Annotated in this window: 15 protein-coding genes; 4 read left to right on the forward strand and 11 right to left on the reverse strand. The window is 63.4% G+C overall.

What is annotated here, in order from left to right; translation table 11 throughout:
* Positions 1 to 26: 26 nt before the first annotated feature.
* The 10 genes from idi to JL2886_RS12055 all read right to left on the reverse strand — a co-directional run bounded on the left by idi (position 27) and on the right by JL2886_RS12055 (position 8,528).
* Entirely contained in the window at positions 27 to 569 is a 543-nt protein-coding gene (idi, locus tag JL2886_RS12010) for an isopentenyl-diphosphate Delta-isomerase (RefSeq protein WP_065272222.1), read from the reverse strand.
* Between the two features lie 159 nt (positions 570 to 728).
* Positions 729 to 1,151, reverse strand: a complete 423-nt coding sequence (locus tag JL2886_RS12015) for a c-type cytochrome (protein ID WP_065272223.1) — start codon at positions 1,149 to 1,151, stop codon at positions 729 to 731.
* Between the two features lie 100 nt (positions 1,152 to 1,251).
* Positions 1,252 to 2,295, reverse strand: a complete 1,044-nt coding sequence (locus JL2886_RS12020; RefSeq protein WP_065272224.1) for a P1 family peptidase — start codon at positions 2,293 to 2,295, stop codon at positions 1,252 to 1,254.
* Positions 2,296 to 2,340: 45 nt separating this feature from the next.
* Positions 2,341 to 3,087: an SDR family oxidoreductase gene (locus JL2886_RS12025; protein WP_065272225.1), complete on the reverse strand. Its 747-nt coding sequence runs from the start codon at positions 3,085 to 3,087 to the stop codon at positions 2,341 to 2,343.
* A 65-nt stretch (positions 3,088 to 3,152) separates the two neighbouring features.
* Positions 3,153 to 3,572 (reverse strand): alternative ribosome rescue aminoacyl-tRNA hydrolase ArfB, encoded by a 420-nt coding sequence (arfB, locus tag JL2886_RS12030; RefSeq protein ID WP_065272226.1) that lies wholly within the window; start codon positions 3,570 to 3,572, stop codon positions 3,153 to 3,155.
* A 358-nt stretch (positions 3,573 to 3,930) separates the two neighbouring features.
* Complete coding sequence (locus JL2886_RS12035; RefSeq protein ID WP_065272227.1) at positions 3,931 to 4,557, reverse strand: queuosine precursor transporter; 627 nt, start codon at positions 4,555 to 4,557, stop codon at positions 3,931 to 3,933.
* 232 nt (positions 4,558 to 4,789) lie between these two features.
* Positions 4,790 to 5,713 (reverse strand): esterase-like activity of phytase family protein, encoded by a 924-nt coding sequence (locus JL2886_RS12040; RefSeq protein ID WP_065272228.1) that lies wholly within the window; start codon positions 5,711 to 5,713, stop codon positions 4,790 to 4,792.
* Complete coding sequence (gene mepA / locus JL2886_RS12045) at positions 5,686 to 6,546, reverse strand: penicillin-insensitive murein endopeptidase (protein ID WP_237028464.1); 861 nt, start codon at positions 6,544 to 6,546, stop codon at positions 5,686 to 5,688. The genes JL2886_RS12040 and mepA overlap by 28 nt, the downstream gene beginning before the upstream one ends.
* Positions 6,547 to 6,551: 5 nt before the next feature.
* Positions 6,552 to 7,916, reverse strand: a complete 1,365-nt coding sequence (locus JL2886_RS12050) for an MFS transporter (RefSeq protein ID WP_065273671.1) — start codon at positions 7,914 to 7,916, stop codon at positions 6,552 to 6,554.
* Positions 7,917 to 7,967: 51 nt separating this feature from the next.
* Entirely contained in the window at positions 7,968 to 8,528 is a 561-nt protein-coding gene (locus JL2886_RS12055) for an acyl-CoA thioesterase (protein ID WP_065272229.1), read from the reverse strand.
* Positions 8,529 to 8,658: 130 nt separating this feature from the next.
* Between JL2886_RS12055 and JL2886_RS12060 the strand changes: the two genes are divergently transcribed.
* The 3 genes from JL2886_RS12060 (at position 8,659) to yaaA (ending at position 11,958) form a co-directional block, all read left to right on the forward strand.
* Positions 8,659 to 8,946 carry a YggT family protein gene (locus JL2886_RS12060; protein ID WP_065272230.1) on the forward strand — a complete coding sequence of 96 codons (288 nt, stop codon included), beginning with the start codon at positions 8,659 to 8,661 and terminating at the stop codon, positions 8,944 to 8,946.
* A 159-nt stretch (positions 8,947 to 9,105) separates the two neighbouring features.
* Positions 9,106 to 11,166 carry a DNA helicase RecQ gene (gene recQ, locus JL2886_RS12065; protein ID WP_065272231.1) on the forward strand — a complete coding sequence of 687 codons (2,061 nt, stop codon included), beginning with the start codon at positions 9,106 to 9,108 and terminating at the stop codon, positions 11,164 to 11,166.
* A gap of 30 nt (positions 11,167 to 11,196) precedes the next feature.
* Positions 11,197 to 11,958 carry a peroxide stress protein YaaA gene (yaaA, locus tag JL2886_RS12070; RefSeq protein ID WP_065272232.1) on the forward strand — a complete coding sequence of 254 codons (762 nt, stop codon included), beginning with the start codon at positions 11,197 to 11,199 and terminating at the stop codon, positions 11,956 to 11,958.
* Positions 11,959 to 12,039: 81 nt separating this feature from the next.
* Here the strand turns inward: yaaA and JL2886_RS12075 are convergent, their stop codons facing one another.
* A complete protein-coding gene (locus JL2886_RS12075; RefSeq protein ID WP_065272233.1) occupies positions 12,040 to 14,334 on the reverse strand; it encodes a response regulator in 2,295 nt (764 codons plus the stop codon).
* Positions 14,335 to 14,478: 144 nt separating this feature from the next.
* Here JL2886_RS12075 and JL2886_RS12080 point away from each other — a divergent pair, with 144 nt between their 5' ends.
* The gene (locus JL2886_RS12080; protein ID WP_082996073.1) at positions 14,479 to 19,920 is read left to right on the forward strand and encodes an alpha-2-macroglobulin family protein; all 5,442 of its coding nucleotides are present in this window, start codon (positions 14,479 to 14,481) and stop codon (positions 19,918 to 19,920) included.
* Positions 19,921 to 19,923: the final 3 nt, after the last annotated feature.

Genomic DNA, 19,923 nt, shown 5'->3' on the forward strand with positions numbered 1-19,923 from the left:
AGACCCGGGCCCCGGTCTGTGCAGGCTCAATCCTGGGCGGCGATGATCAGATCGGGGCCAAAGATGACATCGGCGTAGTTGCCAAGATAGATCTTCAGCCAAGGGGTAAACCGGTCGGGGTGGCGCTGCACCTCTGCGATCAGGTCGTGATAGTCGATCCAGCGCGTGTCCATCACCTCGTCCGGATTGGGCTCCAGGTTCAGCGGCCGATGGGCATGGGCCAGAAAGACATCGACCACCTCGTGTTCGATCATGCTGTGTCCGACATCGGCGCGGTATTCCAGCTGGTGGCGGAATTCGGGGTAAAGGCCGGTAATGCCAAGTTCTTCGCCCATGCGACGCACGGCGCAGGCAGAGGAGGCCTCGTCCCACATCGGATGGGTGCAGCAGGTGTTCGCCCACAGCCCGGGGGTGTGATACTTGCCCATGGCGCGGCGCTGCATCAGGATTTCGGTGCCTTTGACCACGAAGACCGACACGGCCTTGTGCTTCAGCCCTTGTTCATGGGCCGCAAGCTTTTCAACCGGTGTCAGTTCGCCGTTCACCCAGGCCGGGATCGGATGAGTCATCGCGGGTTCAGGTCCGTTTCAATTCCCGTCAGCGGCTTTGGACAAGGGTCCGCTCACCGCATCTTCAATTCGTTATTCGCAAACACGATCAAGCGCAATTACGCGAAAGGCCGCGCCCCTTGGGCCGCGGCCTGTAGTGATTAAATCCGCGCCTATCGCTTATTCAGAGGCGGCGGGTCCGTGCTCGGCCAGGAAGGCATAGATGTCTTCGCCGCCTTTTTTCAGCTTGAAGGACATTTTCGATTTTGCACCGCTGTCGTCCAGGTATTCGCGCAGGAAGCCACGGGGGTCATGCGTGAAGGCGACAAAGTTCTCTTCGGTCCAGACCAGGCCTGCTTCACCGGCGGCGGTCATGTCACTACCGTATTTGAAACCTTCGTAGCTGCCTGCCGGACGACCAGCGACACCCCAGAGGTTCGGACCGGTCTTGCCGCCCTTGACGATGGTTTCGCCGCTGTCCGAGACGACCATGTGGCAGGATTTGCATTTCTTGAATCCCTTTTCGCCCTTGGCGGCATCGCCTTCGGCGAAGGCGGGGACGGCGAGAAGGCCAATTACGGCGGCGGACATCAGACGTTTCATATGCTTGCTCCAATTTGAGTTGGCTGTAGGGAATACGAGGTCTTTGGGGCGTATAGTCAATGGACGTTTTGACGCGCCGCCCCAAGTTCGCGTGATCTTGCTACTGCGACGGGGTGCCGGACGCACCGCTCCAGCAGGGCAAAAGGTCGCCGTTGGCGGGCTCTGCGTTATAGATTGCACGACCGATGGCGCGGCTGAGGCACAGCGCCGCAGCATGGCCGATCTGGCCCAATTCGGCCTCGGGCGATGCCAGAGGGCGGGCGCCGGTGGTGGCGGCAAAGACCAGATCGCCATCGCCCGGCGCATGGGCCGGAACGGTGGCGCGGCCAATGCCGTCATGGGCGGCGGTGGCCATGCGCTGGCACTGCGCCTTGGTCAGATCGGCGTCGGTGGCGACGATGGCAATGGTGGTATTGCCGCGCTCCTCGGGGATTGGTTCGGCCCCGGCCTGCGCCCGCATGGTCTGCATCTTGCGGCTGTTCAGCGCCTGACCCAATCCGCCCCGTGGATCCGGACCTAGGCCGCCGAATTCGTCATCGACCTCAAACGGGGCGGCCCAGAAATGGCGATCCCCCGGCGTGGTGACGGCGCCCATCGGGTTGGCCGCGACAAGGGCGCCAACGGTGACACCGCTGTCGAGCACGAAGGAGGCCGAGCCAAGCCCGCCCTTGACCATTGCGGTGAGCGCGCCAGTGCCTGCCCCGGCGGTGCCGATGGCAAACTCTTCCCCTGCGGCCTCGAACGCAGCGCGGCCAAGGGCGCGATAGGGGTTGTCCTGCCAGTCCTTGTTGCCGCCGTTCAGCAGGTCAAAGATGATGGCGCCGGGCACCAGCGGGATCACCGCTGGTCCGAGTTGGAACCCCCGGCCCGCCGCGCGCAGCGCATCCACCACACCGGAACAGGCATCGAGGCCAAAGGCCGAGCCGCCCGACAGCACCAGCGCGTCGATCTTGGCGACCGATTTGTCGGGCGCCAGAAGATCGGTTTCCCGCGTCCCCGGGGCCCCGCCCATGACATGGACCGAGGCCGTCAGGCCGTCCTTGGCCGTCAGCACCGTGGTGCCTGATTTCAGGTCATCATCCGCTGCATTGCCGACCAGCAGGCCGGGCACGTCGGTGATCAGGTTGCGGGGTCCGGGACGCATGGCGGCTCTCCTGACGTGTCGTTTCCGAGTGGTGATTGCGCGGGGTCAGATGCAGCGACCGCCGTCCACTTCCATGGCGACACCGGTGACCATGCTGGCCTCGTCCGAGCACAGGAAACAGGCGGCATTGCCCATGTCCTCAGGCGTGGAGAACCGGCCCAGCGGGATGGTCGACAGGAACTTGGCGCGCACCTCGGGGGTGTCCTCGCCCATGAAGGATTTCAGCAGCGGTGTTTCACCGGCCACCGGGTTGATCGCGTTGACGCGTACGCCGCTGGGCGCCAGCTCCACCGCCATGGTACGGGTCGCGGTGATCATCCAGCCCTTTGACGCATTATACCAGTTGAGGTTGGGGCGCGGCGACACGCCAGCCGTGGAGGCAACATTGAGGATGGCGCCGGTTTTGCGGCTCTTCATGTGCGGCACCAGGGCGCGGGCGGTCAGATAGACCGATTTCATGTTCACGTTGAACACCCGGTCGAAATCTTCCTCTGACACCTCATCCAGCGGGGTCGGCAGATGTGTGACGCCGGCATTGTTGACCAGAATGTCCACTTGGCCAAAGGCGGTCAGCGCAGCCTCTGCCATGGCATGGACCGATGCACCGTCCGCAACGTCGACCGCCTGCGCGATGGCATTCGGGCCCAGATCCGCCGCCATGGCGGCTGCGGCATCCCCGTTGATGTCCGCAATCATCACCTTGGCCCCTTCGGCCAGAAACTTTTCTACAATGCCCGCGCCAAATCCCGAGGCACCACCCGTGACAATCGCTGTTTTTCCTGCAAGCCGCATATTCGTTATCTCCCAAATCTCGTTTTGATAGCTTTAACAGCGATTTGGGCAGGTGCAATGCGAGATCAGTCCGGGTCGATCTTGCCACGGCCGGCCTTGATCTGGCCGCGCTGTTTCTTGGCCTCCAGGCGGCGGCGCACCGAGCCGCGTGTCGGTTTGGTGGCGATCCGCCGTTTTGGGGCCACCAGCGCCTGGCGCACCAGATCAGCGAGCCTATCGCGCACGATATCGCGGTTGCGCTGCTGCGAGCGGGTTTCGTCGCAATGCAGGATAATGGCGCCTTCCTTGGTCCAGCGCCGCCCGGCCAGACGTTTCAGGCGCGCCTTGACCGCCGGTGTCAGCGAGGGCGAGCGCGCGGCTTCGAAGCGCAGTTCGACGGCGGTGGCCACCTTGTTCACGTTCTGCCCACCCGGCCCAGAGGCGCGGATGAAGCTTTCGGTGATTTCCCAGTCCTGCAGGGCGATATCGTTGTCGATCCGTATCATAACGGGCAGAGCCTACAGCGGCTTGCAGCAAGGTAAAAGGCGGCAAGGTAAAAGGGCCGCCCCTTGCGGGACGGCCCTTCGAAAGTTTTCAGGAGGTCGGGTCGGTTAGATCTGCATCTTGCAGGCCAGCCGATAGGACCACACAGCAAAGGGCTGCCTCAGCAGGCGGACCCTCCGGTTGTTCCAACACCTTGCTCCAATACCTTTCTTGACACTGGATCACCTCCTTTACATTTCTGTTTCCGTTACCAATGAGCGTTGCACGGAATTTCCGATCTGCCAAACAAAAATTGCGGCAATCGGGAAAAGGCGGCGAAGCGTGTCTGATTTCTTGGCAGGTGGCCCTTTTGGGCGATCCCTACAGGGTGGGGACCGCAGTGAGCCGTTTGACGATCAGCCGGAAGGGGATCAGCGCCAGCAGCGCCAGCGCCAGTTTCACCATCCAGTCTGCCAGGGCAAGCGAGACCCAGAGCGGCGCCACCGGACCGCTGCCCAGCAGCGGCAGCATTTCACCGGCCCAGGAGACGTCATTGGCCGGTTCGATCCAGCTGAGCGTGCCGGAAAAGGCCACGGAAAAGAAGAGCGCGGTATCGACGCTGGAGCCAACCAGGGTCGAGGCCAGCGGCGCACGCCACCATTTGCCACCCCGCAGGGCGGAAAAGACCGAGATATCCAGCAATTGTGCGGTGAGGAAGGCAAGGCCCGAGCCAATCGCGATGCGCAGGGTCACCAGCGGGCCGAATTCGCCCATGATCTGAGTGCCGATCAGGGAGCAGATCACCCCGACGACGAAACCGGCCAGAACCACCCGGCGCGCCGGACCCTTGCCGTAGACGCGGTTCATCACATCGGTGACGAGAAAGGCGACAGGATAGGTGAAGGCGCCCCAGGTCAGCCATTGGCCGAACAGGAATTGCACCAGGATGTTGGAGGCCACAACGACGGCGGCCATGGCAAGAATGCCGGGAAAATAGGAACGTGTCATGTAACTGGTCCGTTTTGACAAGGTAGCGGAGACTTGTGGAATGTACCCGGCGCAGGGCGATTGCGCTAAGTATCGGGCCAGTTAGTCCTTTTTGACGCTATTGGCAAGACAGGGGAGGCTCCCGCCCGCCGGTGAGACATCACAGATGTCCCCCCGCCCGTTGGGCCGGGCAGCGTGCAGGGCACGCTGCGGGCGCGTCCTGTCGCGCAGTGGCATGCGGCAGCAGCCGGGGTCAATCGGGTAGGCTGTATTCCACCAGTTCCGTGCGCTGCACTGACAGGAAGTTATCGTCAGAGACCATCGTTGCGCGCAAGATCCCCGCTGCGTCGCGCCAGATTGACACCCCTTCGAGATTATCGTGGGTGCCGAGCGCGGTCTGCAGCAGGGTGGTTTCGTTCTGCGGCCCGTCCTCGGTGATATCCCAGCGCCGCAGGCGGCTGCGGAAGCCGAAGAACAGGAAGTTCCGCTCCAGCAGGTAGAACCGCCCGTCGGGGCCGAAATCCGCCCCCACCGGCATGAACCTTCCACGCCGGGGCAGGCTGAAGGGCTGGCTCCATTCACTGCCGTCCCACTTCCAGACCGGCAGGTTTCCGTCCTTGTCCGGGGCGTTTTCCGGCAGGGTGTAGAGGTGACCGGCGCCGTCTATGGCCAGCGCCTCCAACGCCTTGTTGGCGGGCATCTGTCGGAAAGCGTTGGGGCGGGGCAGAACCTCCGCCCGGCTGCCTCCACGCTGGTGATGCGCCACGCGCGACACCCCTTCGAAGGAGATATAAAGGCTGCCATCGGGGGCAATGGCCAGCCCTTCGCTGTCGACGATGCGCCCTTGCAGGATACGCCCGGTCGAGGCTCGCAGGCTGCGTCTTTTGGTGACGCGCGCCGAGGTGATCCTGCCCTCTGTACGATTGATCCGGGCCCTCACCAGATGCGCCCGGTCGCTGAGCAGGATCATGGAGCGGCCGTCCTTGCCCATCTCGATGCCGGAAAAGCCGCCGAACCAGGGTTTTTCGGGCTGCACCGGGGGCGCCCAGGTATAGCTGCCGATCAGCCGCGCCTCAGCCGACACCCGCCCGGCGCGGGCGCCTGCGTAGGTCGCCACGGCCAGCGCAGCTGCAGCCATGAGGGCAAGGCTTAATCTGATTGCAGGACTGCGGCGCATTGCCGGGGCAGATCCTTCATCGTGTAGTCGCGGCGCGGCTTGGGCTTTGGCGCATTGGGATCGCGCGGCTTGGGCGGCGGCGGGTTCAGGATGTCATCGACCCATTTCTGCGCATCGGCGCAGCCATCGCCGCGCGGGGGCGGGTTCTGATCGACGCAGCCGCGTGCGCCGCGTGGACAGTTGAGCCGCACGTGGAAATGATAGTGATGTCCCCACCAGGGGCGGATTTTTCGCAACCAGCGCCGGTCGCCCTTGGCATCCTTGCACATCTGAACCTTGGCGCCGGGAAAGACAAAGATCCGCGCCACGCGTTTGTCGCTGGCGGCGGCCTTGAGGATCTCGTGATGCTGACGGGTCCAGTCACTGTTCACAAAGGCGCCCTTGGCCCGGCGCATGGAAATCGAGGAAATCTTCTCGCGCTGACCGCGGCTGAGGTTCAGCCGGTCCGGCGGACGCATCCAGATGTCGATATCAAGGCCAATCTGGTGGCTGCGGTGGCCGGACAGCATCGGGCCGCCGCGCGGCTGGCTGATGTCACCGATATAAAGCCCCTTCCAGCCCGGTTGCCGGGCCGCGAATGTGCTAAGGTCACGGATGAAATCGACGGTCTCGGGGTGGCCCCAGTTGCGGTTGCGCGACAGGCGCATGGCCTGCCATGTCGGGCCGGTTTCCGGCAGTTGCACGGCCCCCGCGACGCAGCCCTTGGCATAAGAGCCAAGCGGTGCAGGCCGTTGCTGGGATCCGACCGCCTTGGCGCCGAACAGTTGCTTGGCCGGGGTTTCCGCCGCAACTGGCCCGATCAGCCCGGCAATCGCGACAAGCGTTGCAAACAGCAGTCTCACGTCTGGTCTCCCTCGGCCTCAACCCATTTCAACAGAATCAAGCCTAGAACAAAAAGTCCGATGACGGGAGTGATACCAAGTCGGGCGCTGCCGGTGATTGTGGTTGCAATGCCGATCAGCGCGGGCGCGAGGAAAGCAGTCGCGCGCCCGGAAAGTCCATAAAGTCCAAAGCTTTCCGTGGCTTTGGCGAGATCCGTGTGGCGCACCATCAGGCTGCGGCTGGCGGATTGCAGGATTCCGCCGAAACCGCCGATCAGAACGCCGCAGCCAAAAAATACGGCATCGGGCAGGGAGGAACCTTCGGATAGTGCGACGCCAAAGAACTGCTCCCGCGACATGGAGACCACGGTAATGCAGACCAGCGTCAGCACCAGAATGGCGACAATGATCACCGGCTTGGGACCATGGCGTTTGTCCGCCTTGCCGCCCAGCCAACTAAACAGGGCCGCCGAGATCGCGGCGATGATACCGAAGATACCGATATTGGTGATCGACCAGTCCAGAACCAGGCTCGCATAGACACCGCCAAAGGCATAAAGCCCATTGAGCGCATCCCGGTAAAGCATTGAGGAGACGAGGTAACTGGTCAGGCTGGCGCGGTGGCGCAGCCCGGCCACCAGATTGATTACCATCCGAACCGCCCGGCCCATGCTGCCACGCTGACCGGTGGCGTGGTTGTCATGCACCCACAGGAAATAGGGAACCATGAAGACGGCGAACCAGATGGCGGTCACCGGGCCGACGGCGCGGGTCCCCTCTTTTGCTTCGGCATCAAGCCCCAGAATGGGATCAAGACCGATCAGGGTCTTGCCGTTGCCTTGCTCCACGAAGAGCAGCAGCATGATAAAGAGCGCGATCACCCCGCCAAGATAGCCAAAGGCGAAACCGGAGCCGGAGATGGCGCCGACCTCTTCCTTGCTGCCCATCGACGGCAATTGCGCGTTGACGAAGATCAGGGCGAATTCAGCGCCGATAAAGCCAAAGCCGAAGCTGATCAGCATCCACCACAGGTTGCTGCCTGCCGGATCCATGTACCAAAGTCCCCAGGCGCCGATCAGGTACATCATGGAAAACACCATGATCCAGGGCATCTTGCGCCCCGAAATATCCGCCAGTGCGCCCAGAAACGGCGCACCAAAGCCGATGAGCAGCCCGGTCACGGTCATGCCGATGGACCAAATGGTCTGTGCCTGCGCCTTGGCGGCTTCCTCGGCCAGCCCCTGGCCCAGAAAATGCTGCGCGGCAACGGCCGCAAAGAAGGGGCCAAAGACAAAGGTTACAAGCAGCGTGTGATAGGGCTGGCTGGCCCAATCAAAGAACCACCACCCCCAGATCCGCTTTTTCTGTGACACCTCAGCCATGTCGCCCATCCCCCCGACCTTTTGTTGTTGCCGATAAGACAGGTGCTGGCATTACGAAGCAAGCCCATCCTGCGTCTTGGCCATCGGTGGCCAGGGGCGTGTGGCATCAGCCTGACACCATGCTGCGATCCACTCGGGCATTGTCGGGGTTTCGGCGTCCCCCTGACCGACGGCCGCCAGCACCTTTGTCGGAGGGACGATGCCCTTGGCGTCCGTAACGGCGGTGCGCAGCATCACGTGGCTGGCGCATTCGCCGTTCTTTTTCCACATGGATTGCTCCAGATAGATGAACTTGTCGTCCCAGGCCACGGCACGGCTGCGCATCTCGAAGCGTTCAAAGCCCCGGATACGGCGGCGGAAGCGCACCGAGGTGCCCGCCACGGTCATCCCCCAACGGTTCTGGCGCAGCGCGCCGATCAGCCCGACGCGCTGCGCCAGCATGGTGCGCCCCAGATCATAAAGCGTCATCGCGCGGCCGTTGTTCAGTTCCAGCCAGATATCCAGATCCCAGGGCCAGCAGATATGGCTGGAGCGGTGCACGGCCGTGAGCGGCAGGGGGTCCATGCGGCTGGCGACAAACAGATCTTTCAGCAGGCGGACGATGGGAAACATGGGCGGTCTTTCCTTTGCGATGTGCCCGTGTTGCCACCCATTTACCGCCCGTCAACCGCAACCTCGCGGAAGCCTTGCGCATCTGCACCCGGCTGCTTACCTGTTACGCTGGCTAACATAGGGGAATAGGATGTTATCGCTGTTTCAAATTCTGCTTTTGATCCTGGACATCGTCTGGTTCTTCATCATCGCGCATGTGATCATGAGCTGGCTGATCAATTTCCAGGTCTTGAACCTGAACCAGCAGTTCGTGGCGCAGATCTGGTATGGTCTCAACCGCATCCTTGAGCCTCTTTACGCGCCGATCCGCCGCCTGCTGCCCAATATGCAGGGGATCGATCTGGCGCCGCTTCTGGTGCTGATCGCGGTCTATGCGCTGCGCATCATCATTCAGAATAACATGATGATGTTCTACTGATCCGGTCTGGTCTGGCCGTGAGGTCGGGCAGCGCCTGTTCGGTGCGCCATGTTCGCGGAATAGACCGGTGATTTAACTGGGCGGCCTCTTGCCGCCCGATTCCTCCTGTGGGATTGTGTGCCAAATTCGAGCAGACACTCCCTTGAGGCCTTCCCTTTGATGACGCAGACGACAGACCTGCCACAGGCGACCCCGCTGCTGCGCGATATTTTCGGTTTTGATGCCTTCCGCCCCGGACAGGAAGAGATCGTCGATGCGGTGACCGCAGGCGAAAACGTTCTGGCCATCATGCCGACGGGTGGCGGTAAATCCCTGTGCTTCCAATTGCCTGCCCTGATGCGCGATGGGGTCACGGTGGTGATCTCGCCGCTGATCGCTCTGATGCGTGATCAGGTGCGCGCCTTGCAGGAAGCTGGGGTTGCCGCCGGTGCGCTCACCTCGGGCAATACCGAGGAAGAGACCGAGGCCGTCTGGGAGGCGATCGAGGCGGGGCGGCTGAAGCTTTTGTACATGGCGCCGGAACGGCTCGCTTCGGGGGCGGCGATGGGGATGCTGCGGCGTATCGGTGTTTCATTGATCGCGGTGGATGAGGCGCATTGCGTAAGCCAGTGGGGCCATGATTTCCGCCCCGATTACCTGCGCATCGGCGAGCTGCGCCAGGCGCTGGGTGTGCCACTGGCGGCTTTTACCGCGACGGCGGATCAGGAAACCCAGGAAGAGATCGTTCAGAAGCTGTTCGATGGACAGGCGCCGCGCGCCTTCCTGCGCGGCTTCGACCGGCCCAATATCCATCTGGCCTTTGGCACCAAGGACAGCCCGCGCCGTCAGATCCTCGGCTTTGCTGCCGCCCGCAAGGGGCAGTCCGGCATCGTCTATTGCGGCACAAGGGCCAAGACCGAGGCGCTGGCCGCCGCGCTGCGCGAAGAGGGCCATGTGGCCTGCCACTACCACGGTGGCATGGAGGCCGAGGACCGGCGCATCGTGGAAACCCGCTTTGCCCGCGAGGACGGGTTGATCGTGGTGGCCACGGTGGCCTTTGGCATGGGCATCGACAAGCCCGACATCCGCTGGGTTGCCCATGCGGATTTGCCCAAAAGCATCGAGGCCTATTATCAGGAAATCGGCCGCGCGGGCCGCGATGGCGCGCCTGCGGAAACCCTGACCCTGTTCGGGCCCGAGGACATCCGCCTGCGCCGCAGCCAGATCGACGAAGGCATGGCGCCGCCGGAACGCCGCGCTGCGGATCATGCGCGGCTGAACGCCCTGCTGGGGCTGGCCGAGGCGCTGAAATGCCGCCGTCAAAACCTTCTGTCCTATTTCGGCGAAGCGGCAGAGCCCTGTGGCAACTGCGATCTTTGCGACAACCCGGTGGAGGTCTTTGACGGCACCACGGCGGTGCGCAAGGCGCTGTCGGCGATCCTGCGCACGCAGGAAACCTATGGCGCTGGGCATCTGATCGACATCCTGCGCGGGACCGAAACCGACCGGGTGCGGGCCAAACGCCATGATGAGCTGTCGGTCTTTGGCTGCGGCAAGGAATACGCCAAGGGCCAGTGGCAGGCGGTGTTCCGGCAGATGATGGGGCACGATCTGGTGCGCCCGGACCCCGAGCGCCACGGCGCGCTGCGTATGACCGATGCGGCCCTGCCGGTGCTGCGCGGCGAGGCCGGGATCGAGTTGCGCAAGGATACCATCAAGACCGCTGACAGGCGCCCGGCCGTGAAGGCGCTGGTCTCGGACGAGGACGCGCCGCTCTTGTCGGCGCTGAAGGCAAAGCGCCGGGCGCTGGCCGAGGCGCAGAAGGTGCCTGCCTATGTGATCTTCCCGGATCGCACCCTGATCGAGATGGCTGAACAGCGGCCCGAAACGCTGGATCAGATGGCCCGCATCAGCGGCGTCGGCGCCAAAAAACTGGACCGATATGGCGATGAATTCCTGAGCGTGATCACCGGCGCCGTGGAACAGATGCACCCGCAGCGGCGCAAACTGGCGACACGGGAGGGGGCGGGGTCTTTGTACGATGCATTGCTTGAGGTTCAGGGGCAGCTGGCGCGGGGGGAATGCGGCACGCTTAAACCGCTCAGCTGCTCGGCCTCGCTGCTGGCCAAGGTGGCCCAGATGCGGCCGGGCGATGAGGCGGGGCTGGAGCGGCTTCTGGGGGAGCGCCGCGCGGAACGTTTCGCGGCGGCGTTTCTGGACGTCTTGCGCGGCGCGGGCTAAGTCTGGCCCAGAACAGAGCGAGGATGACAGATGCTGGTAGTGGTTTCCCCTGCGAAAAAACTGGACTGGGAAGAGCACGACATGGAAATGACCGCGCCTGCCTTTCAGGAGGACGCGGTGCGTCTCAACGCCGTGGCGCGGGAGCTGTCGGTGGCCGAGCTGATGAAGCTGATGCATATCAGCGAGGATCTGGCCAAGCTGAACTACGACCGCTTCCGTAGCTTTGAGGAAAAGCCGGCCACCGATAGCCTGCGCCCCGCCGTGCTGGCTTTTGCTGGCGATACCTATCAGGGGCTTGAGGCCGCCTCGCTCGATGCCGAGGAAATGGCCTGGGCCCAGGATCATTTCCGCATTCTGTCGGGGCTGTACGGGGTGCTGCGGCCGATGGACGGGATGCAACCCTACCGGCTAGAGATGGGATCGCGGCTGAAAAACGAACGCGGCAAGAACCTTTATGAATACTGGGGCAGCCAGATCGCCGAAGCCCTGAACCGCCAGGCCGAAGAAACAGGCAGCGATATTCTGGTGAACTGCGCCAGCCAGGAGTATTTCGGCGCAGTGGATCTGAAAGCGCTGAAGCCGAAGGTGATCACGCCGGTCTTCATGGAGATGAAGAACGACACGCCAAAGGTCGTCAGTTTTTATGCCAAACGGGCCCGCGGTGCGATGGCGCGCTATATCATCCAGCACCGTTTGAACGATGCCGAGGCGCTTAAGGATTTCGACACCGGAGGTTACGTCTACAAACCGGAGCTGTCGGAGCCGGACAAGCCGGTGTTCCTGCGCGGCTGAGCTCCGCCCGCCCCATTTGTGCCGCCCCAGAGCCATTCGCAGCTACAAGGGATCTGCAAATGGCGCTGTCGTGGAGGTGGATCAGGCGGCTGGGCTTAGATCGATCGGCTGGGCATCCTGCGGGGCGTATTCACCGATACGTTCGAGGATCAGCGCCTTGCGCAGAGGTTTGGTCAGATAATGATCCAGGCCCGCCGCCAGGATGCCTTCGGAATCGCCAGCCATGGCATGCGCAGTCAGGGCGACGATGGGCACGTGACGGCCTGTTTCCTCTTCGATCTTGCGGATTTCCATGGTGGCCTGCTTGCCATCCATCACGGGCATGGAAATATCCATGAAGATCAGGTCCGGTTCGAAGTCCTGATAGGCCGCAACGGCCTCGACCCCGTTATTGGCAAAGCGCAGGTCGATATTGATATGTTTGACCATCTTGCGGAACACCAGCTGGTTGGTCTTGTTGTCCTCGGCTGCCAGAACCCGCATCTGCCGGGGGGCCGAGGCCAGATCTTCGGATTGGTCCAGAACAGCACCTTCACCGTCGGGGGACACCACCTTGGCGTTGTCGGCGGCATAGGCCTCTTCCAGGGTCAACTCCCCGGGGGCGGCACCCGGTTCCGCGTCCGGCGCTGCAGGCTGCGCTCCAGGCAGGGCGGCCGCGATCTCGTTTAGCTTTTCAAACAGCTCATCCCGGGGCGTGGGCTTTTGCAGAATATATAGCTTCAGCTCCTCCACGTCGGCGTCCTGCACCGTGTGCGGGTTGGAGCTGAGCAGTAGGAGGGGCACGTCGTTCCATTTGCCGTTGCGCAGATCACGGGCCAGTTGCACGCCGCCACCGCCAGGCAGGCCATGTTCACAGATCACCAGATCGATGTCCGCGGCCATCGCATCCATGGCGTCAGCGATGGTATGGGCGGTGGTCACATCGATTCCGCGCAGTTTCAGCTGGCGTTGCAGAATTTCGCAGTTGAGTTGCAGATCGTCGACCAGAAGGATCCGCTTCAGGCCGGGTGTCATCTCGGGAACCGAGGTATGCGCCCCTTGCGGAATCGGAAGCGGCAGGCGGAAACCGAAACAGGATCCCTGGCCTTCCTCGCTTTCGACCCAGATCTCGCCGCGCATCATGCCGATCAGGCGTTTGGAGATGGCAAGACCCAGACCGGTGCCTTCGAATTTGCGGTTGCGCTCATCCTCGACCTGGTTGAACTCGCCAAAGATGTGCTCGATCTTCTCCGCAGGAATGCCGATGCCGGTGTCTTCGATGGTGACATGAATCCAGCACAGGTTCTCGTCCGGGTTGGTTACACCGGTGACCCGGAGGGTGACATGACCTTCCTTGGTGAACTTGAGCGCATTGCCGGCCAGGTTGGTCAGAACCTGACGAATACGGCCGGGATCGCCCACGAAACGGGTCGGCAGGAAGATGTCGTAATCCACCAGCATCGCCAGGCCTTTGTCCCGGGCCGTGGGTTGCAGCAGCATGACCACCTCGTGGATGCTGCGCTCCAGGTCAAAGGCCTCGGGGTGCAGTGCCAGCTTGTCCGCTTCGATCTTGGAATAATCGAGCACGTCGTTGATGATGACCAACAGCGCCTCGCCTGAGTTCTTGATCGTATTGGCGTAAAGACGCTGCTCCTCGCTCAGCTCGGTGTCGCTGAGAAGTTCGGCCATGCCGATGACGCCATTCATCGGCGTGCGGATCTCGTGGGACATATTGGCGAGGAAGGCGGATTTGGCGCGGTTGGCGGATTCGGCGCGTTCGCGGGCGGCCCGCAGCTCTTCCTCGTAACGGACCGAGGAGGTGATATCCAGCGCAAGGCTGACCACATCGCCGCCCTGTCCGCGCTGATCGAACAGCCGCAGATAACGGTCGTCCCACATCCGGATCACGATGGGCTCTGGTTTCAGGGACATCCAGCGATCAGTCATCATCGACCGCCAGTGATCCGGCTTGAGCTCTTCGGTATTGACCAGACCTTCGTCTGTCAGGATCTGAAGGATCCGCACATAGGAGACTCCGGGGGTGATTTCCTCCAGCCCGTCAAAGATGTTCAGATAGGCAGTGTTGGCGCCGATCAGCTTGCTGTCGGAATCAAAGAAGGCAAAGCCGTCCTGAAAGGCCTGGATCGAATGCCACAGACGACGTTCGGCCTTTTCGATTTTTTCGTTGGCCATGCTGAGGTCGGATTTCACCTTGGCGTTTTCGTCGCGCACGTTGGCGACTTCGGCCTGGGTCACACCGATCTGCCGGGTCAGAGCCAGCGCGTGACGCCCGAGTTTGCGATTCGCTGCGGTCAGCTCGGCCTGCTTCAGTTCAAGCAGCCGCTCTGCCGCCAGGCGTGCCCGGCGTTCCTCAGCGAGTTTCTCGGCAAGGTTCATCCCTGCTAGCTCCATCCTCAATTAAATGGCGTGTTTACTCCGAGCCTGAACTCGGGCGGCAAATTGGCCATGATTGGTGTTACGACGGGAAACCTTGCTATGGCGTTAAGTGCGTGCAAGCTTAACCTCAGTTCGGAGGGTGCCATGTTGGATCGGTTTCTTATTGTTTTGCTTTCATTTCTCGGTTTTTTTGCTGCGTCGGTGCAGGCGGGGCCGGATCCCGTTTTGCCACAGGTGCGGTACCAGTCCTTTGCGGATACTGACTATTACGGATCCGATCTGCAGGCCCTTTTCGATACGGATCTGAACGCCTGCCAAAGGGCCTGCAGCGCGCAGCAGGCCTGTGCCGGATTTTCTTATAACAACAAGGCAAACGCCTGTTTTCCAAAGTCCGAAATGAAAGAGGCCACGCCCTACACCGGTGCGATTTCGGCGCTGAAACGCCCAATATCTGCGGCGCAGCAGGCGGCGGCCTCCCAACGGGCAGGGCGGCTGGATCGTCTGCGCCCCGCCGATCTGCAGGCGGCATTGCGGCAGGCCCGGGAGATTGGTCTGCGCTACCCATCCCGCGGTGAAACCCTGAAGGATATGATCCGCGCCGGGCGCGGTCAGGCGCGGTCAGGCGGGGTGCAAAGCGCGCTTGGCTGGCTCAGCGCGGCAGTCGCTGTGAACGATGATCCGGCCCTGTGGACCGAGGTTTCCGCCCTGTGGCTGCGAATCGCAGACCAGAGCAAGCAGAACAAGAACGCCAAACGTCAGCAGGCGCTGGCTGCGGCCTTGAACGGATACCTGCGGGCCGAGGACGCGCCTTTGCAGGCCGAGGCTTTGGTGACGGCCGGGCGGGCGCTGGAAAGTCTGGGGCGTGGTCGCGACATGCTTTCGGTGCTGCGTCTGGCGCAGGATCTTGCGCCCCGCGCCGACACTGCGGCGCTGCTGGATGAGGCTATCGGAAAATATGGCTTCCGCGTCACCGACAGCACGGTGGAAAGCGATAGCGCCACGCCGCGTATCTGCGTGGAGTTCTCCGAAGATCTGGCTCGCAGCGGTGTGGATTATGGCGATTACGTCAAAGGGGCCGGGGCCGAACTGGCTGCCGAGGCAAATGGCCGCCAGCTTTGCCTTGATGGCGCCGAACATGGCGAGCGTTACCGAATCGCTTTGCGGCGCGGTCTGCCTGCGGCCAGTGGTGAGGTCCTGAGCAAAGAGGTCGAACTGACCCATTACGTGCGCGACCGCACCCCATCGGTCCGTTTCCCGGGCCGGGCCTATGTACTGGCGAAATCTGATCAGGTGGCGCTGCCGGTGGAGACCGTGAACCTGCGCGAAGTCGCGCTGCAACTGCGGCAGGTCAGCGACCGCAACCTGCTGCGCACCTTGCAGGAAGGCTATTTCGGCCGCCCGCTGTCCCATTGGCAGGATGAATACTTTGCCTCGGACATCGGGCAGGAGGTCTGGACCGGTACGGCCAGCGTTCAGGATACGCTGAACCAGGATATGACCACCCGGATTCCGCTTGTCGATGTGTTGGCTGACCGACCGGTAGGGATTTATGCGCTGACGGCCCGTGTGCCCGGCGCCGACCCGTATGAGGACCCCGGCGCGACCCAATGGTTCGTGCTGACGGACTTGGGCCTCAGCACCATGTCCGGCGCGGACGGGCTGCATGTTCAGGTGCAGGGTCTCACCGACGCCAAGCCGCGTGCGGATGTCGAAGTGACGCTGATTTCAAATGCAAACGCGGTGCTGGCCACGGCGCGGACCGATGCCACTGGCTATGTCCGGTTTGATCCAGGCCTGTCGCGCGGGCGCGGCGCCGCTGCCCCGGCAATGGTCATGGCGCAGCAGGGGGAAGAAGATTTTTCCTTTCTATCTCTGAAGGATGCAGCGTTCGATCTGTCGGATCGCGGGGTCGAAGGTCATCCCGCGCCGGGGCCGGTGGATGTCTTCCTGGCGACGGATCGTGGTGCCTACAGGGCCGGGGAGGTGATCCATGTCACCGCCCTGACCCGCGACAGCGGTGCCCGCGCCATTACCAACCTGCCGCTGACCGCAATACTGCACCGTCCCGATGGGGTGGAGTACAGCCGTCAGGTATCAGACGGCGGACAGGCCGGGGGTCATGTGTTCAACTTACCGATCGGTCAGTCTGCGCCGCGCGGCACCTGGCGTCTGGACCTGAAAACGGATCCCAAGGCCCCTGCGCTGGCCACCCGGCAGCTCCTGGTCGAGGATTTCCTGCCGGAACGGATCGACTTCACACAGACTGTCGCGAATGCTGCGGCACTGGTGCCGGGCGAGGCGGCGCAGCTTGATATTTCGGCCCGCTACCTGTTCGGCGCGCCGGGGTCGGGGCTGACCATCGACGGCGATCTGCGGCTCAGCGCCAGCGACAAGGTTGCGGCTTGGCCCGGCTATCGCTTTGGTCGCTATGACGCGCCGGGCAGCCCGCAGCGTTCCTATTTCGGCGGAGACAAGACGGATACGGCGGGGCAGGCCTCGGTCGTGGTGTCGCTGCCAGCGGCGGCGACTATGGGCAAACCGATGCAGGCGACCATCGTGACCCGCGTCATGGATGGCGCGGCCCGCCCGGTTGAGCGCGAGCTGACCCTGCCGGTGCGGCCCGCAACCCCGGTGATCGGCATCCGCCCCCTGTTCGATGATGTGGTGGGCGAGGGCAGTGAAGCCGGTTTCGAGGTGATCGCCCTCAGCCCTGATCTCACCCCGCTGCCGATGCAGGTGAAATGGACCCTGAACCGGGTCGAAACGCGCTATCAGTGGTATCAGCTTTACGGCAACTGGAACTGGGAGCCGACCACCCGCCGCACCCGCATCGCCACCGGCGAGACAACGCTGGGGCAGGAACCGGTGAACCTGTCCGAGCCGGTGGAGTGGGGCCGTTATGAGCTGGTCATCGAACGTCTGGATGGCACGCCGGTGACGGCGGCGCTTGATTTCTATGCAGGTTGGTATGCCCCGGCGGATAGCGCCGCGACCCCGGACCGGCTGGAGCTGTCGCTGGATGCGGAAAGCTATCAGCCCGGTGACACCGCCCGCCTGCGTATCGTACCCCGGGCTGGGGGAACGGCGCTGATCTCGGTGGTGTCCAACCATCTGATTGACCGCATGGCCGTCGAAGTGCCCGCAGGCGAAAGCACGATCCCCCTCACAGTGACCGAAGCCTGGGGCAGCGGCGCCTATGTGACGGCAACCGTGCTGCAGCCCGTCACCGGCAAGGCCAGCCGGACACCGGCGCGGGCGCTGGGTCTGGCGCATGCCAGCGTGACCCAGCCGGGGCAGGAGCTGTCGGTTGCCATCAATGTGCCTGAGGTCGCCCGTCCGCGCGGCACCGAAATGGCCCGGGTCCGGGTCGATGGGGCCGCAGCAGGGGAAGAGGTCTGGCTAACGGTTGCCGCTGTTGATCTCGGCATTCTCAACCTCACCGGTTTCAAAAGCCCCGATCCCTCTGCGCATTACCACGGCCAGCGGCGGCTGGGGATGGAGCTGCGCGATCTTTACGGGCGTCTGATCGATCCCGGAAATGGCGCGATGGGGCAGGTGCGTTCGGGCGGTGATGCGGATAACGGCATGCGCATGCAATCGCCACCGCCAACGCAGGATCTTGTGGCGGTCTTCTCTGGCCCCTTGCAGCTGGACGCCAATGGCGAGGCGCTGTTCCCGGTCGATCTGCCTGCCTTCAACGGCACCGTGCGGCTGATGGCAGTGGCCTGGTCAAAGCGTGCGGTCGGGCAGGCCGAGGCAGACATGCTGGTGCGCGATCCGGTGGTGGTGACCGCGACCGTGCCGCGTTTCCTTGCGCCGGGCGATAGCAGTCGCGCCCGGATCGAGATCGTGCATGCCGATGGAGCGGCGGGCGAGATGGCCCTGTCGGCGCGTGCCATCGGCACTGGGCTGGAGCTTGGCCCCCTGCCGGGCGCGGTAACGCTGGCCGAGCAGGGCAAGGCGGTGCTCGAATTGCCGCTGACGGCGCAGGCTGTGGGCGATCCCGAGATTGAGCTGACCCTGACGACGCCTGCCGGGCTGCCGTTGGTGCAGCGGCTGCGAATGCCGGTGCGGGCCAATGATCCCGTCGTGGCGCAGACCCGACGCTTCCGGCTGTCGGGCGGCGACAGTTTCCAGTTCAGCGCCGATGTCTTTGCCGGGCTGCGGCCCGGCTCGGCGCGGGCGGTGCTTTCTGCCGGACCTTTGGCCAAGTTCGACGTGCCCGGTCTTCTGGCGCAGCTGGATCGCTACCCCTATGGCTGCACCGAGCAGGTGACCTCGACGGCGATGCCGCTGCTCTATCTCTCTTCGGTGGCCGAGGCGGCGGGTCTGGGCAATGGACCGGCTGTGAAGGCGCGCATTGATGCGGCGATCCGCAAGGTGCTGACGCGGCAGGCCAGTAACGGTGCCTTCGGCCTGTGGCGCGCCGAAAGCGGTGATTTCTGGCTTGATGCCTATGCCAGCGATTTCCTGTCGCGCGCCCGGGCGCAGGGCTATGCGGTGCCCGATCAGGCCTTTGCCCAGGCGATGGACAATCTGCGCAACCGGATCAACTACGCCCCCGATTTCGACAATGGAGGCGAGGACATTGCCTATGCGCTGATGGTGCTGGCCCGCGAAGGGGCCGCCGCTATGGGCGATCTGCGCTACTATGCGGATGTGAAGGCAGGCGATTTCGCCACCCCGCTGGCGGCGGCGCAGCTGGGCGCTGCGCTGGCGGCCTATGGCGATCAACCCCGCGCCGACCGCATGTTCGGGCGGGCGGCGCAGATGCTGGGCCGCAGCGGCGCAGAAACCCCGGTCTGGCGGGTCGACTACGGCACCCATCGCCGTGATGCCGCCGCGGTCCTGGCGCTGGCAAGTGAGGCCGGAAGCGCAGCGGTCAGTCAGGAATACCTGATGGCCCGGGTGACCGAGGATGGCAGCCGAATGTCAACGCAGGAGGCCGCATGGACCCTGCTGGCGGCGCAGGCGCTGGTCTCCAGCCCCGAAGACAGCGGTCTGCTGGTCAACGGTCAAAGCGTTGCCGGGCCTTTTGTCGAGGTGCTGGATGGCAGCGCGGCAGGCATGGGGAAATCCATTTCAGCAGCTTCGGGACGCAGCACCGAGATCACCCTGACAACCCTTGGCGTGCCCGTAGTCGCTCCCGAGGCGGGCGGCTATGGCTACACGCTGAACCGCAGCTATTACACGCTGGAGGGCGAACCGATCGCGGAGCTGAGCTTTGAAACCGGGGCGCGTTTCGTGACCGTGCTGAGCGTGGTGCCGCATGAAGGCACCGGTGCCCGGCTGATGGTGGATGATCCGCTTCCGGCGGGGTTTGAGATCGACAATCCGAACCTGTTGCGCTCGGGCGATCTGCGCGATCTCGATTGGCTGAAGCTGGATCAGGCAACCCATGCAGAGTTCCGTTCTGACCGCTTCCTGGCAGCGGTAGATATCGGCGGCACCGAAACCGTGACGCTGGCCTATGTCACGCGGGCTGTGACGCCGGGCAGCTTCCACCATCCTGCCGCCTCGGTCGAGGATATGTACCGTCCGGCCTACCGCGCCCGCACCGCCGCCGGCCGCGTGCAGGTCCGGTGACCG

This window comes from Phaeobacter gallaeciensis, from assembly GCF_001678945.1.
Lineage (GTDB): Bacteria > Pseudomonadota > Alphaproteobacteria > Rhodobacterales > Rhodobacteraceae > Phycobacter > Phycobacter gallaeciensis_A.

Coding starts and splice junctions, on each gene's coding strand:
- idi (WP_065272222.1), bottom strand. CDS start 569: ATGACTCATCCGATCCCGGCCTGGGTGAACGGCGAACTGACACCGGTT.
- JL2886_RS12015 (WP_065272223.1), bottom strand. CDS start 1,151: ATGAAACGTCTGATGTCCGCCGCCGTAATTGGCCTTCTCGCCGTCCCC.
- JL2886_RS12020 (WP_065272224.1), bottom strand. CDS start 2,295: ATGCGTCCCGGACCCCGCAACCTGATCACCGACGTGCCCGGCCTGCTG.
- JL2886_RS12025 (WP_065272225.1), bottom strand. CDS start 3,087: ATGCGGCTTGCAGGAAAAACAGCGATTGTCACGGGTGGTGCCTCGGGA.
- arfB (WP_065272226.1), bottom strand. CDS start 3,572: ATGATACGGATCGACAACGATATCGCCCTGCAGGACTGGGAAATCACC.
- JL2886_RS12035 (WP_065272227.1), bottom strand. CDS start 4,557: ATGACACGTTCCTATTTTCCCGGCATTCTTGCCATGGCCGCCGTCGTT.
- JL2886_RS12040 (WP_065272228.1), bottom strand. CDS start 5,713: ATGCGCCGCAGTCCTGCAATCAGATTAAGCCTTGCCCTCATGGCTGCA.
- JL2886_RS12050 (WP_065273671.1), bottom strand. CDS start 7,916: ATGGCTGAGGTGTCACAGAAAAAGCGGATCTGGGGGTGGTGGTTCTTT.
- JL2886_RS12055 (WP_065272229.1), bottom strand. CDS start 8,528: ATGTTTCCCATCGTCCGCCTGCTGAAAGATCTGTTTGTCGCCAGCCGC.
- JL2886_RS12060 (WP_065272230.1), top strand. CDS start 8,659: ATGTTATCGCTGTTTCAAATTCTGCTTTTGATCCTGGACATCGTCTGG.
- recQ (WP_065272231.1), top strand. CDS start 9,106: ATGACGCAGACGACAGACCTGCCACAGGCGACCCCGCTGCTGCGCGAT.
- yaaA (WP_065272232.1), top strand. CDS start 11,197: ATGCTGGTAGTGGTTTCCCCTGCGAAAAAACTGGACTGGGAAGAGCAC.
- JL2886_RS12075 (WP_065272233.1), bottom strand. CDS start 14,334: ATGAACCTTGCCGAGAAACTCGCTGAGGAACGCCGGGCACGCCTGGCG.
- JL2886_RS12080 (WP_082996073.1), top strand. CDS start 14,479: ATGTTGGATCGGTTTCTTATTGTTTTGCTTTCATTTCTCGGTTTTTTT.